Below are 13,932 nucleotides of genomic sequence, written 5' to 3' on the forward strand. Positions count from 1 at the left end.
ATCGCCGACGGGCCGGCGCCCGGCGTGGCGGGACGACGGGCCCGCGGCCGGCCGGGCTCAGCACGGGCAGGGCTCGGATCGGGCCCGGCTCAGGGTTGCCCCGGCTCGGCCCGGCTCGGCCCGGCCCGGCCCCGGCTCAGAGCGAGCCGAAGAAGCGGTCCACCGTGCGGCGGTCGGCGGCGACGCCGTGCACCGGTTCGCCGACCACCCGGCCGGCCAGCGCGACGGCGAGCTCGCCCACGTCCCTGCGCAGCCGGTTCGTCACCTCGGTCTGGTCGGCGGCGATCCGCGCGTGCGCGGCGGTGACCAGCCGGCTGCGTTCCCGGGTCGCCTCCTCGCGGGCCGCGGTGACGGCGGCCGCACCCCGTTCGGCGTACTCCTGGCGTATCCGCGCCGCCCGGAGCCGGGCCCGGGCCAGCTCGTGCCGGCCGGCGTCGCGGGCGGCCTCGGCCTCGGCCCGGACGGCCTCCGCCCGCAGGGTGCGGCCCTCGGTGGCCTCCCAGCGTTCCGCCATGATCCGTTCGATGCGGGGGAACAGGCCGTGGCCGAGGATCCACAGGACCAGGAAGAACAGGGCCAGCCCGAGGGCCAGCATGAAAGGTTCGGGCTTGAGCGGTCCGAGTTCGAAGTTCACGCAAACCTCCCTTGGTGCTGACGGACGGTCAACCGGGAGGCTTCCCAAGGATGATGGGCGTCGAACTTTACCTGGACATGACGTGTGTCACTGTCCCATGACGTACCGGACGGTCGGGCCGGTGGTCCAGCCGCCGTCCACCGCGAGCTCGGCGCCGGTGACGTAGGAGGCGTCGTCGGAGAGCAGGTAGACCACGGCGGTGGCGATCTCGGGCGCCTCGCCGACCCGGGCCATCGGGGTGTTGGGGTAGTTGCCCTCGCCGCGCCGGATGCCGACCGCGGCCGTCATCGGGGTGTAGGTCATGCCCGGGTGCACCGAGTTGACCCGGATCCGCTCGGCGCCCAGCTCGACCGCACCGATCTTGCTGAGGCCGCGGACGCCCCACTTGGAGGCGCCGTAGCCGGCGGTCAGCGCCAGGCCCATCAGGCCGGCGGCCGAGGAGATGTTGACGATCGAGCCGCCGCCGGCGGAGATCCGCAGGCGGTGCCGTCCACGTTCGGTGCGCGGTTCGGTGGCCTCGGCTGCGACGAGGGCGCCGAGCAGCCCGGGCGGGTCCGCGTCCGCGAGTGCGGGCAGACGCGGTGCGAGGGGCTGCTCGGCGCGTTCCTGGTGGCCGGCCGTGATCGCGTCGAGCAGGCCCTCGCGGGAGCCGAACCGGTACTGCACGGCGGCAAGGAACGCCCTCCGCCCCCGGGCTCAGGTCACCTCGCCCCGGCGGGAGAACCGCTCCGCCCGCCACTCGCCGCTCTCCAGCACCTCGGCCAGCTGCCGGGCCGCGTCCCAGACGTCGGTGTACGAGAGGTAGAGCGGGGTGAAGCCGAAGCGCATCAGGTCCGGCGCGCGGAAGTCGCCGATCACGCCGCGCTCGATCAGCGCCTGCACCACCGGGTAGCCGTCGGCGTGCCGCAGCGCCACCTGGCTGCCCCGGCGGGCGTGCTCGCGCGGGGTGGCCACCTCGACCCCGTCCAGGCCCTCGACCAGACCGATGAACAGGTCGGTCAGCGCCAGGCTCTTGGTCCGCACGGCGGCGAGGTCGGCCCGCTCCCAGACGTCCAGGCTGGCCTCCAGGGCGGCCTGGCCGAGCAGCGAGGGCGAGCTGGTGAGGAACCGGCCGATGCCCGGCTTCGCCTCGTACCCGGGCTCGAAGGCGAACGGGCGGGCGTGGCCGAACCAGCCGCTCAGCGGCTGCAGCGGACCGGCCGCCAGGTGCCGCTCGGCGACGTAGAGGAAGGCCGGCGAGCCCGGGCCGCCGTTCAGGTACTTGTAGGTGCAGCCGACCGCGAAGTCCGCCCCGGCGGCGCCGAGTTCGACCGGCACCGCGCCGACCGAGTGGCAGACGTCCCAGATCATCAGCGCGCCCGCGGCCTGCACCCGGGCGGTGATCCCGGGCAGGTCCAGCAGCTCGCCGGTGCGGTAGTCCACGTGGGAGAGCACCACCGCGGCGACGTCGCCGTCCAGGTGCCGGTCCAGCTCCTCCGGCCTGATCAGCACGCTGCGCGCGCCCTCGACCAGCCCGGTGACGCCCTCGGCGATGTACAGGTCGGTCGGGAAGGCCTCGCCGTCGCCCAGCACCGTGCCCCGCCCGGGGCGCAGCCGCAGCGCGGCCGACAGCACCTTGAACAGGTTGACCGAGGTGGTGTCGCAGACGACCACCTCCTGCGGCGCGGCCCCGACCAGCGGCGCGATCCGGCGCCCGAGCCGGTACGGCTGCTCGAACCAGCCGGCGTCGTTCCAGCTGCGGATCAGCTCCCGGCCCCACTCCTCCTCGACCACCTGGCGCACCCGCTCCGGGGTCCGCACCGGCAGCGCGCCGAGCGAGTTCCCGTCCAGGTAGACGACGCCGTCCGGCAGGGCGAACTCCTTGCGGAACGCCGCCAGCGGGTCTACGCCGTCCAGCGCCGCGCACTCCTCGCGAGTGATCATGCCCATCCCCTCGTTCACAGCTCGTCCCGGATCGTCCACAGCTCCGGGAACACGTCCTGTTCGGCCGACTTGCGCAGCCAGGTCAGCCCGCTCGAGCCGCCCGAGCCGGGCTTGCCGCCCATCGTCCGCTTCACCGCGGACAGGTGGCGCTGGCGCCAGCGGGTGACCCGCTCGGCGACGTCCAGCAGCGCCTCGCCGAGCGGCTGCAGGGCCGCGTGCTCCGGGTCGGTGTAGACCAGGCGCCAGGCCGCCGCGACCTCCTCGGAGGGGCGGTAGCGCTGCGCGGAGGGCTCCGCGCGCAGCGGCAGCCCCCGGCGGGCCAGCAGGGCCAGCGCGTCGTCGTACAGGCTGGGCGCGCGCAGCGCCTCGTCCAGTTCGGCCCGGGTCTGCGGCATCCCGTCGTACATCGACAGCAGCGCGGGGTTCTTGTTGCCGAGCAGGAACTCCAGGTGGAGGAAGGCCGAGGACTGGAAGCCGGAGGCCTCGCCGAACGCCGGGCGGAAGGCGTTGAACTCCTGCGGGGTCATGGTGGCCAGCAGGTCCCAGGACTCCACCAGCACGTTCTGCGCGTGGGTGCCGCGCCGCAGGGCGGCCAGTGCGGCGGGCAGGTCGTCCTCGCGCAGCGCCTGCTGGGCGAGCGTCCACTCGTGCCGCACCAGGTCGAACAGCAGCTCCATCACCTGGGTGGTGACGATGAACGACAGCTCGGCCGGTATCTTGCTCTGCGGCTGCTGCAGGCTGTGCAGCTCCTCCAGGCGCACGTACCGGGAGTACGGTGTGCCGCGACCCGGTTCCCCACGCCGACCGAACGACAGGTTGGGTGTCTCCACCGTGTCGTGCCCCATCCCGATTCCTCCTGATCCACCCGGGCGCGTCGCCCGGACCGGCGACCAGGCGGACGGCCTGGTTCCGCCGGGGAGGCCATTGTGCGGCGGTGCCACCCCCGGCTTGAATGGTCGACGGACACCGCAACCGGTCTCGCGGCTGTCGTTTGCGAGGCGTTCGGCGGATTCGCTTTACGATCGCAAAACCACTCGTTTTCAGTCACTCAGGGAGCCGCCGTGGACGCCGTGGACCGCCGCCTGCTGGCCGAGCTGCAGACCGACGCCCGGCTCTCCTACAACGAACTCTCGCGCCGGGTGAGCCTGTCCGCACCCGCGGTGGCCGAACGGGTCCGCCGGCTGGAGGCGGACGGGGTGATCACCGGCTACCACGCCCACGTGGACCTCACCCGGGCCGGCCTGCCGATCACCGCGCTGGTCCAGATCCAGTGCTACGGCCCGCGCTGCGTGCTGCGCGACCCGCAGGTGGCCGCCTGGCCGGAGGTGCTCCAGCTCCACCGGGTCACCGGCGGGGCCTGCTGCGCCCTGCTGGTCGCGGTGCCCACGATGGCCGAATTCGAGGCCCTCTGCGACCGGCTCGGCGGCTACGGCCAGCCGTCCAGCTCGATGATCCTCTCCAGCCCGGTGCCCTGGCGCCCGGTGGTCGCGCCGTAGGGCGTCCCGTCCGGCGGCCCGGGGCCGGGCGGGACGCGGTAGGTTCCTCGGCATGTCGAACGAGCGTCACGTCCTGCTGCTGTCCGGGAGCCTGCGCGCCGGTTCCACCAACGAGACGGTGCTGCGCACCGCCGCCGCCGTGGCGGCCGCCACCCCGGGCGTCCGGGCCACGTACTTCGAAGGGCTGGCCGCGCTGCCGCACTTCAACCCCGACCACGACACCGACCCGCTGCCCGGACCGGTCGCCGACCTGCGCGCGGCCGTCGCGGCCGCCGACGCGCTGCTGATCTGCACCCCCGAGTACGCCGGCACGCTGCCCGGCTCCTTCAAGAACCTGCTGGACTGGACGGTCGGCGGCACGGAGATCTCGGACAAGCCCTCGGCCTGGATCAACGCGGCCGGCCCGGGCCGCGGCGGCGGCGCCGAGGCGACCCTGCGCACCGTCCTCGGCTACACCGGCGCGGCGGTCGTGGACGGGGCCTGCGCCAGGATCCCGCTGGACCGCCAGGCCGTCGGCCCGGACGGACTGGTCGCCGACCCGCTGGTGCGCGAGCGGATCGGCGAGGTGCTGGCCAGGCTGACCGCGGGCTGACGACGGGCCGGGTGGCGGGCCGACGACGGGCCGAGGGCGGGCGGCCGGGCTCAGTGCGCCTCGGGCAGGTGCACGCCGAGCCCGGACAGCCCGTTCAGGAACAGCTCCACGCCGACCGCCGCCAGCAGCAGTCCGAGCAGCCGGGAGAGCACCTCCAGCGAGGTGCGGTGGGTGCGCCGCATCAGCGGTGCGAGCAGGGCCACGCAGACGTAGTTGATCACCACGACCGCGACGTAGGCCCCGGCGACGGTGGCCTTCCAGCCCCAGTCGTCCTTGGCGAGCGAGGCGACCAGGACGGCGGTGACCGCGAGCGGGCTGGCGATGTACGGCAGCAGCAGTTCGCGGATGCCGTCCACCAGCGGGTTCCGCAGGTGCTCGGCGTCCTCGTCGTCGGCGCCAAGGTGGAGGCCGAAGACCAGCGCGACCGCGTAGATGAAGAAGATCGTCCCGCCCGCGAGCTGCAGCGACTGGTCGCTGATGTGGAACAGCGTGCTGACCTCGTCCGCGGTGAAGCCGAGCACCAGGCCGATCAGCGCCGAGATGACCGTGCTCCACGCCGCCAGCCGCCGCAGCTCCCGGGTGCTCCGGGTGGTGGCCAGCCGGGCGAAGGCCAGCAGGACCTTCGGCGGGCCGACCACGGCGAAGAAGGCGATGAAGGCGCTGCTCAGGTTGAAGACGAACATGCGCCAAGCATGACCGCGCCGGTCGGCGCGGCAGCTCCGCCACGCCCCGCGGCCGGGCGCGGCGTGGTGCGGGCCGCTCCTGACGCGGATCGGGCGGCCGCGGACCGGGCGGCCGGGGGGCGGACGGTGCGGCCCGGACGGGCGCGGTCGGGAACGGCGCGCGGAGGGCCGACGGGGGCGTGATCCGGCCGGTCCGCGGTTCATTCCGCGAACCGGCCGGATTCCCCCGGATGGCGGTCCCGGCTCGAACGGGTGCGCGCTCTCGGTTGCTATGGAGGCAGGCTGCGCCAACGGGCGGGCGGCCCCGCGCGGAAACGAGGATCCGAGATGTGTCTGAACCGTAGGGACCTGGGCCTGCTGGCCCTGCGCGGTGCGGTCGGCGGGGTGCTGATCGCGCACGGTACCCAGAAGCTGTTCGGCTGGTTCGGCGGTGGCGGCCTGGAGGGCACCACCGCGGCGATGGAGCACATGGGGTTCCATCCGGCCCGGCAGAGCGCGATCGCGGCGGGCGTCGGCGAGGCCGGCGGCGGCGCCCTGCTGGTGGCCGGACTGGCCACCCCGGCGGCCGGTGCGGTGGTGGCCGGGACGATGGCGGGCGCGGTGGCCGTGCACGCGCCGGCCGGCTTCTTCGTGACCTCCGGCGGCTACGAGTACCCGGCCTTCCTGGGCGCGACCGGGCTGGCGCTCGGCCTGGCGGGCCCGGGGCGGTACTCGCTGGACCACCTGAGCGGCCACGCCTTCGGCCGGCCGTGGGTGGGCCTGCTGGCCTTCGTGGCGAGCGCCGCCGGGGCCTACGGCGTGGTGGCCCGGCGCCGGCACGTGGTGCGGCTGCGCGAGGAGCGGGCCGCGGTGGAGGCGGACGAGCAGGAGGGCTCGGGCCTGTCCTGACAGCGGCCCGGCGGCGGTGCCTCCCGGCGGGGCGGTGCCTCGCGGCGGCGGTGCCGGTGCCTCCCGGTGGCGGCGTCACCCGGAGGCACCAGCCCTGCTGGCGGGCCCCGTCCGGCGCTCCGAGGGTGGGCGCAGAGGTGTGCCGGGCAGCCCGGCGCCGGGCAGAATCGAGGAACCGCATGAACCGCCAGCCGCTCACCCGGGGCCCGTCCGGGCCACGCACCGGCACGCAGCACAGGGTCACCGCACAGCGCCCGGACGCGCGCGCCGGCGGGCGGCCGCCGCACCGCCGGCAGCGGGCCGCGGCCGGGGTGCTGGCCGCCGTCGCGGCCGGCGCACTGGTGCTGGCCGGGTGCTCCTCCGGCAGCAGCCCGAGCAGCGTGGCCTCCTCGGCGGTCTCCGCGGTGGAGAAGGGCGCCTCGGCCGCGGCCTCCGCGGCCTCGGCGCTGGGCTCGGCGGCCGGCGGCGCCGGGTCGGCGCTCGCCTCGGCGGAGGCGCGGGTCTCCTCGGCGCTCGCCTCGGCCGGGTCGCAGGCCTCCTCGGCGGTGGCCTCGGCCTCCTCGGCGATCGCCGGGATCAAGGGCGGGCTGGACGCCAAGGGCGACGTGACGGTCGACGGGGTGACGAGCGTGTCGGGCGGCAAGGCGCAGGCGGCGCTGACCGTCACCAACCACGGGCAGCAGTCGTACCGGTACCTGATCCAGGTGAACTTCACCGACGACTCGGGCCAGGTGCAGGACGCGACCGTGGTGACGGTCCAGGACGTGGCGGCCGGTCAGACCGCCCAGGCCGTCGCCTCCAGCAACCGGGACCTGTCCGGGACGGTGAAGGCCGTGGTGGCCAACGCGGTGCGGTACTGACCCGCAGGTCGGCGGGGGTGGCCGGGGGCGACCGAACCTTAAGCGCGGCTCAAGCCCCAACATCACCCCTTGACGGGGGAGTTGGTCTAGTCCATTTTTAATGCCCAGGTGCAGGGAGCCCCTGAACCGGCGTCACCGGCCTCGTGCCGGGGGCGCCGGTTCGGCACATCCCGGTGTCCGTCAGGCCTGATCCCGCTGATCCCGCTCGATCCCCACCCCTGATCTGTCATGTCCCGGTCGTCCGGCCCCACCCCGGACGCTGCCCACCGGGCGACGGAACCCCCCACAACCAGGAGTCACGCACCCATGCTGCGTTCACGCATTGAAAGGGCCGGGGCCCCGGCTCCGGAGGGCGGCCGTCGGCGCCGCCCGAAGAGCCTGGCCGCCATCGCGGCCGGCACCGCCGCCTCCGTGCTGCTCGGCGCGGGCCTCGCGCTGACCGGCGGCGGCGCGGCCAACGCCGCGACCACCAACAGCACCGGCGCGCCCGCCACCAGTGGCGGCATCAAGGTCGCCTACTTCGACCAGTGGTCGATCTACGCGAACGCGTACTACCCCAAGACCATCCAGGACACCGGCGTCGCCGGGAAGCTGGACTACATGATCTACTCGTTCGCCAACATCCACCCGACCGACCTCGGCTGTTTCGAGGCGACCAAGGCGGCGAGCACCGACGACAACAACCCCAACGCGGGTGACGGCGCCGGCGACGCGTTCGCCGACTACCAGAAGAGCTTCGGCCCGGACATCGCGGTCGACGGCGTCGGTGACGTCTGGGGCCAGCCGATCGCGGGCAACTTCAACCAGCTGAAGAAGCTGAAGGCGAAGAACCCCAACCTCAAGGTCCTGATCTCGCTGGGTGGTTGGACCTACTCCAAGTACTTCTCGGCGGCCGCCGCCACCGACGCCTCGCGCAAGCACCTGGTGTCCTCCTGCATCGACATGTTCATCAAGGGCAACCTCCCCTCGGACGCCGGCTACGGCGGCCCGGGCTCGGCGGCCGGCCTCTTCGACGGCGTCGACATCGACTGGGAGTACCCGGGCGGCGGCGGCCACACCGGCAACATCTCCAGCCCGGCCGACAAGCAGAACTTCACCCTGCTGCTTCAGGAGTTCCGCAACCAGCTGGACGCCCAGGGCAAGGCCAACAACAAGACCTACGCCCTGTCCGCCGCGGTCGGCGCCGGCCAGGACAAGATCATGAACGTCGAGACCGACAAGGTCGGCCAGTACCTCACCTTCCTCGACGTCATGACCTACGACATGCACGGCGGCTGGGACGCCCAGGGCCCGACGAACCACCAGGCCCCGCTCTACTCCGGCCCGAACGACCCGATGACGCCGGCCAAGCCGGGCCACGGCAAGTACTCGATCGACAACGCCATCAAGGCCTGGACGGCCGGCGACGCGGACTACGGCATCCCCGGCGGCTTCCCTGCCAAGAAGATCAACATGGGTGTCCCGTTCTACTACCGCGGCTGGACCGGCGTCGCCAACAACGGCAAGAACGGCCTCTTCCAGCCCGCCGCCAACCCGGCGGCCGGTGCGGCGATGTCCGGCAACGTCCCCGGCATCCAGATGTACAAGGAGCTCGGCGGCTTCGTCGACAACCCGTCCAAGACCTTCTGGGACGACGACGCGAAGGCCACCTACTTCTACGACGGCACCACGTTCTGGAGCGGTGAGGACGCCCGCTCGATCCAGGCCAAGGCCGACTACGCGCACTGCAACGGCCTCGGCGGCTCCTTCGCCTTCTCGCTGTACGACCTGGGCACCAAGACCGCGCTGTTCGACAAGATGGTCGACGCCACCAACGGCTCCGCCGCGTCCTGCCCGGCCGCGCCGAGCCCGACGCCGACCCCGACCGGCACGGCCACCCCGACCCCCACGGGCACGCCGACCAGCACCCCCACGTCGACCCCGACCGGCACTCCGACCAGCACCCCGACCTCGCCGGCCGGCTGCCCGGCCGCCCCGAGCTGGGACGCCGGCACCACCTACGCGGCCGGCGGCACCAAGGTCTCCTGGAAGGGTCACTACTACACCAACAAGTGGTGGACCAAGGGCGACGACCCGAGCCTGAGCGGCCAGTGGGGCGTCTGGACCGACAACGGCCCCTGCTGACCGACGCACCACGCGCCGGGGGCCCGACGGACCCCGACGTCACCTGAACGCGAGGAGTCCGGCCCGCCGGGGGGAGCACCCCCCGGCGGGCCGGACTCCTCGCGTTCGGGCCGGACCCGGACTCAGGCCAGGTCGGCGGTGCGCCCGAGGGCGTCCGGCTGGCTCTCCTCGATCCGCCGCAGCATCCGGGCCAGGAGCCCGGACAGCACCGCCCGCTCCTCGCCGGTGATGTCCTGGAGCAGCTCCTCCTCGAAGACCGCCGCCATCCGCATCGACTCCAGCCACTTGTCGCGGCCGTTCTCGGTCAGTTCGATGATCACCCGGACCCGGTTGCTCTCGTCCCGCTCCCGGGTGACCAGGTCCTCGGCCACCATGCGGTCGATCCGGTGGGTCATCGCGGCCGGGGTGAGCCCGAGCCGCTTGGCGAGCTCGCCGGGTCCGAGCCGGTACGGGCTGCCCGAGACCACCAGGGCCTTGAGCACCTCCCACTCGGCGGCCGTGATCCCCAGCACAGTCAGCTGCCGGTCGTAGGCCACGCCCATCCGCCGGGCGACCCGGGAGAGGGTCTGCACGATGGTCTCCACCTGAGGGTCCACGGTGGGGAATTCCCGCTGGTAGACGGCCACCTGCTCGGCGATGCCGAGCTCCCGGTCGGTGGCCGGCGCGGGCTTGTCCGTAGTCATGCGGACCAGTGTCGCACGGGGGCGTGCATCTCTTAAGCCTTTGACTCCGCAGTCTTCCGGTGCTAAGACTTTATCTCGTCAAACTTTAGCTCTGAAATCTTCTGGACTTAAGAGTATCCAGTTGAAGCCAGGAAGGGATGTGCACGGTGATCGGCACGGTGAAGCAGCAGAGGCAGCAGCGACGTGGGGCGGGCAGCCCGCTGCGCCGCGTCCAGATCGGCAACGCGCTCAGCGCGTTCGGCAGCGGGTTCACGATGCCGTACATGTTCGTGTACGTGGACCAGGTGCGCGGGCTGGGCTCGCTGGCCGCCGGGATGGTGTTCACCGTCTTCGCGCTGGCCGCGCTCGCCGTGCTCCCGTTCACCGGCCGCGGCATCGACCGGTACGGCCCCCGCCCGGTCCTGCTGGCCGGCACGGCGCTCGCCGCCACCGGCGCGTTCGCCTTCGGCCACGCCACCGGCACCCCGGCGCTGCTGGTCGCGTCCTTCCTGTTCGGCGCGGGCGTCACCACCTGCCAGCCGGCGCTCGCCACGATGATCGTCCGCTGCTCGACGGCCGCGACCCGCTCGCACGCCTTCGCGCTGCAGTTCACCCTGGTCAACCTGGGCATGGGCATCGGCGCGCTGGTCGGCGGGCAGATCGTGGACGTCGCCGACCCGGCCAGCCTCACCCGGCTGTTCACCATCGAGGCGGCGACCTTCCTCGGCCTGGCCCTGGTCACCGGCACCGCCCGGATGCCGGCCGCCCCGCTGACCGTCCTGCACGGGAAGGCGGACGGCCCCACCGGCCTGCGCGCCCTGGTCGCCGACAAGGCGATGCTGCGGCTCTGCCTGCTCGCCGGGCTGATCTTCTTCACCTGCTACGGCCAGTTCGAGTCCGGTGTCGCGGCCTTCGCCACCGACACCGTCGGCACCGCGCCCTCCACCCTCGGCTTCGCGATCGGCGCCAACGCGCTGACCATCGTCGTCCTGCAGATGTTCGTGGTGCGGATCACCGCGCGCCGCCGCCGCACCACCGCGATGGCCGCGGCCGGCGTGGTCTGGCTCGGCGCCTGGACGATGGCCCTGGTCGCCGGCCTGATCCGGACCGAGACCATGGCCGCCACGGTCGCGATCGTCTCGATCTACGCGCTGTTCGGCGTCGGTGAGTCGCTGCTCGCGCCCACCATGGGCCCGATCGTCGCCGACCTCGCCCCGGCCCGGCTGCTCGGCACCTACAACGCCGGCTACGCCCTGGTGAAGCAGATCGCGATCGCGGTCGGCCCGGCCGTCGGCGTGCTGCTGGTCGGCTCCGGCACCTGGCCGCTCTACCTCGCGGCCATGGCGGGCTCCACGCTGCTGATCGTCGCCCTGGCGCTGCGGCTGCGCCCGCACCTCACGCCGGAGCAGGACAACGCCGCACCGGCCGTGGTCCGCGTCGCCCCGGTCCGGGAGCTGCAGACCGCCGCGTAGCAGAGCCGTTCGAACGGGCGCCGACCAGGTCACCTGGTCGGCGCCCGTCGCGCTTGGCTTCGCGACCACCGCCACATAGTGTCAGTGGCTGTTGGCCGCCCGGCCCCCGGCCGACGGGGCGGACCCGGGCACAGCAGACAGTCGGATCGGCGAGGCAATGACGCAAGCGGCGCTCACGCACCCCCCGGCGGCAGCGGCCCCCGCCGCCCCCGCACCGGCCCCGCGCCGGCTGCCCCCCTGGGTGGCCGACCACGCCGGCTGGCTCGGACCGATCGCCGTCGCGCTCTTCGCCGGCCTGCTGCGGTTCTGGAACCTCGGCTACCCCAACGCCTTCGTCTTCGACGAGACGTACTACCCCAAGGACGCCTGGTCGCTGCTCCGGCAGGGCTACGAGGGCAGCTGGCCGGACCACGCCAACACCGACATCCTGGCCGTCCCGCAGACCGTCCCGCTCACCCCCTCGCCCGAGTTCATCGCGCACCCGCCGCTCGGCAAGTGGGTGATGGCGATCGGCGAGCAGCTGTTCGGCCTGCACCCGTTCGGATGGCGGTTCATGACCGCGCTGCTCGGCACCGTCACCGTGCTGATGCTCGCCCGGATCGGCCGCCGGCTCTTCGGCTCCACCCTGATCGGCTGCACCGCCGCGCTGCTGATGGCCGTCGACGGCCTCCAGCTGGTGATGAGCCGGGTCGGCCTGCTCGACGGCATCCAGATGTTCTTCGTGCTGGCCTCCTTCGGGAGCCTGCTGATCGACCGCGACCACGTCCGCGCCCGGCTGGCCGGGGTCGCCGACGCGGACCGGGTCCGGCTGGGCCTGCGGCCCTGGCGGATCGCCGCCGGCGTCCTCGTCGGCGCGGCCTGCGCGGTCAAGTGGAACGGCGTGATGATCCTCGCCGCCTTCGGCCTGCTCACCGTCCTGTGGGACCAGTCCGGCCGCCGCGGGGCGGGTGCCCGCCGCCCGTGGCGCTCGATGCTGCGCCGGGACGCCGCCCCCGCCCTCCTCGCCATGGTCGGTTCCGCCCTGGTGGTCTACGTCGGCGCCTGGGGCGGCTGGCTCGCCAGCGGCGGCAACGGCGAGGGCGGCTACGACCGGCACTGGGCCGACGGGCGCGCCGGCCTGTCCCCGGACCGCTTTCTGGGCGTCCCGCTGCCACAGGTGCCGATGAGCTGGGTGCCGGCGGCGCTGCGCAGCCTCTGGCACTACCACTCGCAGATGTACGACTTCAACACCGGCCTGAGCACCCCGCACACCTACCAGTCCAACCCCTTCAGCTGGCTGGTGGTCGGGCGCCCGGTCTCCATGTACTGGGAGCAGGTCCCGAACGGCCAGCGCGGCTGCACCGACTCCGGCGGCTGCGCGGCGCAGATCCTCGGCCTCGGCACCCCGCTGCTCTGGTGGACGGCCTGCTTCGCCCTGGTCTACCTGCTGTGGCGCTGGTTCTTCCGCCGGGACTGGCGCTCCGGCGCCGTGCTGTGCGCGGTGGCCGGGATCTACCTGCCCTGGTTCCAGTACCAGGAGCGGACGGTCTTCTCCTTCTACATGGTCGTCCTGGTGCCGTTCCTGTGCCTGGCCGTCGCCCAGATGCTCGGCGCGATCCTGGGCCCGCCCGGGTGCAGCGCCGAGCGCCGCCGGATCGGCGCGGCCGGGGCCGGGCTGATCGTGCTCGCCATCGTCGGCTGCTTCGCCTTCTTCTACCCGCTGTACACGGCGGAGGTGATCCCGATGTCGTCCTGGCAGGACCGGATGTGGTTCACCAGCTGGATCTGACGCCGGTGGCGCTGGCCGCCCAGGGGGGCCAGCTGCTGCCCGTCACCCCGGTGCTCGGGGCGGTCACCGCCGTCCTGCTGCTGGCCGCCGTCGGGGTGGCCGGGTGGGGCCTGCTCGGGCACGGGCACGCGGTGCTGCGGGCCGGGCTGCGGGCGGTCGTGCAGCTGGCCGCCGTCGCCGCGGTGATCACCTGGGTGGTCGGCTCGCTCTGGTGGTCGGCGCTCTTCGTGCTGCTGATGTTCACGGTCGCGGTGCGCACCGCCGGGCGGCGGATGACGCCGGGCCCCGGCTGGGTCTGGGCGGCCGCCCCGATCGGCGCCGGGGTGCTGCCCGTCCTGGGCCTGCTGCTGGCCGTCGGGCTGCTGCCGCCGAAGGGCCTGTCGGTCATCCCGGTCGCGGGCATCCTGATCGGCGGCGGGCTCACCGCCACCTCGCTGGCCGGGCGGCGGGCCCTGGACGAGCTGCGGCAGCGCCGCGGCGAGGTGGAGGCCGCGCTGGCGCTCGGCTTCGAGGACCGCGACGCCCGGCTGGAGATCTGCCGCACCGCCGCCGCGACCTCGCTGGTGCCCGCGCTCGACCAGACCCGCACGGTGGGCCTGGTCACGTTGCCCGGGGCCTTCGTCGGGATGCTGCTCGGCGGCGCCTCGCCCGTCCAGGCGGGGGCGGTGCAGCTGTTCGTGCTGGTCGGGTTGCTGGCGGTGGAGTCGGTGGCGATCGTGGTGGTGCTGGAACTGGTGGGCCGCGGACTGGTGGCCGCCGGGGCACCGGGCGACGTCGGGTACCCTTGACGACGTTGAAGGGGAGTAGCCCTCCACCGGACCGTCGACACA

Annotated in this window: 13 protein-coding genes and 1 pseudogene; 8 read left to right on the forward strand and 6 right to left on the reverse strand. The window is 73.6% G+C overall.

The window, feature by feature from the left end:
* Positions 1-136 precede the first annotated feature (136 nt).
* The 4 genes and pseudogenes from ACFYUY_RS05260 to ACFYUY_RS05275 all read right to left on the reverse strand — a co-directional run bounded on the left by ACFYUY_RS05260 (position 137) and on the right by ACFYUY_RS05275 (position 3,318).
* Positions 137-634 (reverse strand): hypothetical protein, encoded by a 498-nt coding sequence (locus ACFYUY_RS05260; protein WP_387898118.1) that lies wholly within the window; start codon positions 632-634, stop codon positions 137-139.
* An 87-nt stretch (positions 635-721) separates the two neighbouring features.
* Positions 722-1,102 (reverse strand): annotated as a pseudogene (locus ACFYUY_RS05265) (SDR family oxidoreductase); the annotation flags it as partial.
* Between the two features lie 228 nt (positions 1,103-1,330).
* Positions 1,331-2,563 carry a kynureninase gene (kynU, locus tag ACFYUY_RS05270; RefSeq protein ID WP_360220546.1) on the reverse strand — a complete coding sequence of 411 codons (1,233 nt, stop codon included), beginning with the start codon at positions 2,561-2,563 and terminating at the stop codon, positions 1,331-1,333.
* A gap of 8 nt (positions 2,564-2,571) precedes the next feature.
* Positions 2,572-3,318 carry a tryptophan 2,3-dioxygenase family protein gene (locus ACFYUY_RS05275; protein ID WP_360220549.1) on the reverse strand — a complete coding sequence of 249 codons (747 nt, stop codon included), beginning with the start codon at positions 3,316-3,318 and terminating at the stop codon, positions 2,572-2,574.
* Positions 3,319-3,618: 300 nt separating this feature from the next.
* Here ACFYUY_RS05275 and ACFYUY_RS05280 point away from each other — a divergent pair, with 300 nt between their 5' ends.
* Positions 3,619-4,053 (forward strand): Lrp/AsnC family transcriptional regulator, encoded by a 435-nt coding sequence (locus ACFYUY_RS05280; protein WP_360220552.1) that lies wholly within the window; start codon positions 3,619-3,621, stop codon positions 4,051-4,053.
* 52 nt (positions 4,054-4,105) lie between these two features.
* On the forward strand, positions 4,106-4,645 hold the full coding sequence (locus tag ACFYUY_RS05285) for an NADPH-dependent FMN reductase (protein WP_387898123.1): 540 nt from the start codon (positions 4,106-4,108) through the stop codon (positions 4,643-4,645).
* 50 nt (positions 4,646-4,695) lie between these two features.
* On the opposite strand, the gene ACFYUY_RS05290 is transcribed toward ACFYUY_RS05285, so the two are convergent.
* Positions 4,696-5,328, reverse strand: a complete 633-nt coding sequence (locus tag ACFYUY_RS05290) for a MarC family protein (RefSeq protein ID WP_360220558.1) — start codon at positions 5,326-5,328, stop codon at positions 4,696-4,698.
* A gap of 327 nt (positions 5,329-5,655) precedes the next feature.
* Here ACFYUY_RS05290 and ACFYUY_RS05295 point away from each other — a divergent pair, with 327 nt between their 5' ends.
* The 3 genes from ACFYUY_RS05295 to ACFYUY_RS05305 all read left to right on the forward strand — a co-directional run bounded on the left by ACFYUY_RS05295 (position 5,656) and on the right by ACFYUY_RS05305 (position 9,200).
* Positions 5,656-6,216, forward strand: coding sequence for a DoxX family protein (locus ACFYUY_RS05295; RefSeq protein ID WP_387898125.1), 561 nt, complete (start codon positions 5,656-5,658; stop codon positions 6,214-6,216).
* Between the two features lie 179 nt (positions 6,217-6,395).
* The gene (locus ACFYUY_RS05300; protein WP_360220563.1) at positions 6,396-7,076 is read left to right on the forward strand and encodes a hypothetical protein; all 681 of its coding nucleotides are present in this window, start codon (positions 6,396-6,398) and stop codon (positions 7,074-7,076) included.
* A 306-nt stretch (positions 7,077-7,382) separates the two neighbouring features.
* Positions 7,383-9,200, forward strand: coding sequence for a glycosyl hydrolase family 18 protein (locus tag ACFYUY_RS05305; protein WP_360220566.1), 1,818 nt, complete (start codon positions 7,383-7,385; stop codon positions 9,198-9,200).
* A 122-nt stretch (positions 9,201-9,322) separates the two neighbouring features.
* Here the strand turns inward: ACFYUY_RS05305 and ACFYUY_RS05310 are convergent, their stop codons facing one another.
* Positions 9,323-9,883 carry a MarR family transcriptional regulator gene (locus ACFYUY_RS05310; RefSeq protein WP_360214496.1) on the reverse strand — a complete coding sequence of 187 codons (561 nt, stop codon included), beginning with the start codon at positions 9,881-9,883 and terminating at the stop codon, positions 9,323-9,325.
* A 158-nt stretch (positions 9,884-10,041) separates the two neighbouring features.
* Here ACFYUY_RS05310 and ACFYUY_RS05315 point away from each other — a divergent pair, with 158 nt between their 5' ends.
* The 3 genes from ACFYUY_RS05315 to ACFYUY_RS05325 all read left to right on the forward strand — a co-directional run bounded on the left by ACFYUY_RS05315 (position 10,042) and on the right by ACFYUY_RS05325 (position 13,890).
* A complete protein-coding gene (locus ACFYUY_RS05315) occupies positions 10,042-11,334 on the forward strand; it encodes an MFS transporter (protein WP_360214498.1) in 1,293 nt (430 codons plus the stop codon).
* 157 nt (positions 11,335-11,491) lie between these two features.
* On the forward strand, positions 11,492-13,102 hold the full coding sequence (locus ACFYUY_RS05320) for a dolichyl-phosphate-mannose--protein mannosyltransferase (protein ID WP_387898130.1): 1,611 nt from the start codon (positions 11,492-11,494) through the stop codon (positions 13,100-13,102).
* A complete protein-coding gene (locus tag ACFYUY_RS05325; RefSeq protein WP_387898133.1) occupies positions 13,081-13,890 on the forward strand; it encodes an ABC transporter permease in 810 nt (269 codons plus the stop codon). Before ACFYUY_RS05320 ends, ACFYUY_RS05325 begins: the two co-directional genes overlap by 22 nt.
* Positions 13,891-13,932: the final 42 nt, after the last annotated feature.

Source organism: Kitasatospora sp. NPDC004745 (assembly GCF_042873275.1).
In the GTDB taxonomy this organism is placed as follows: Bacteria; Actinomycetota; Actinomycetes; order Streptomycetales; family Streptomycetaceae; genus Kitasatospora.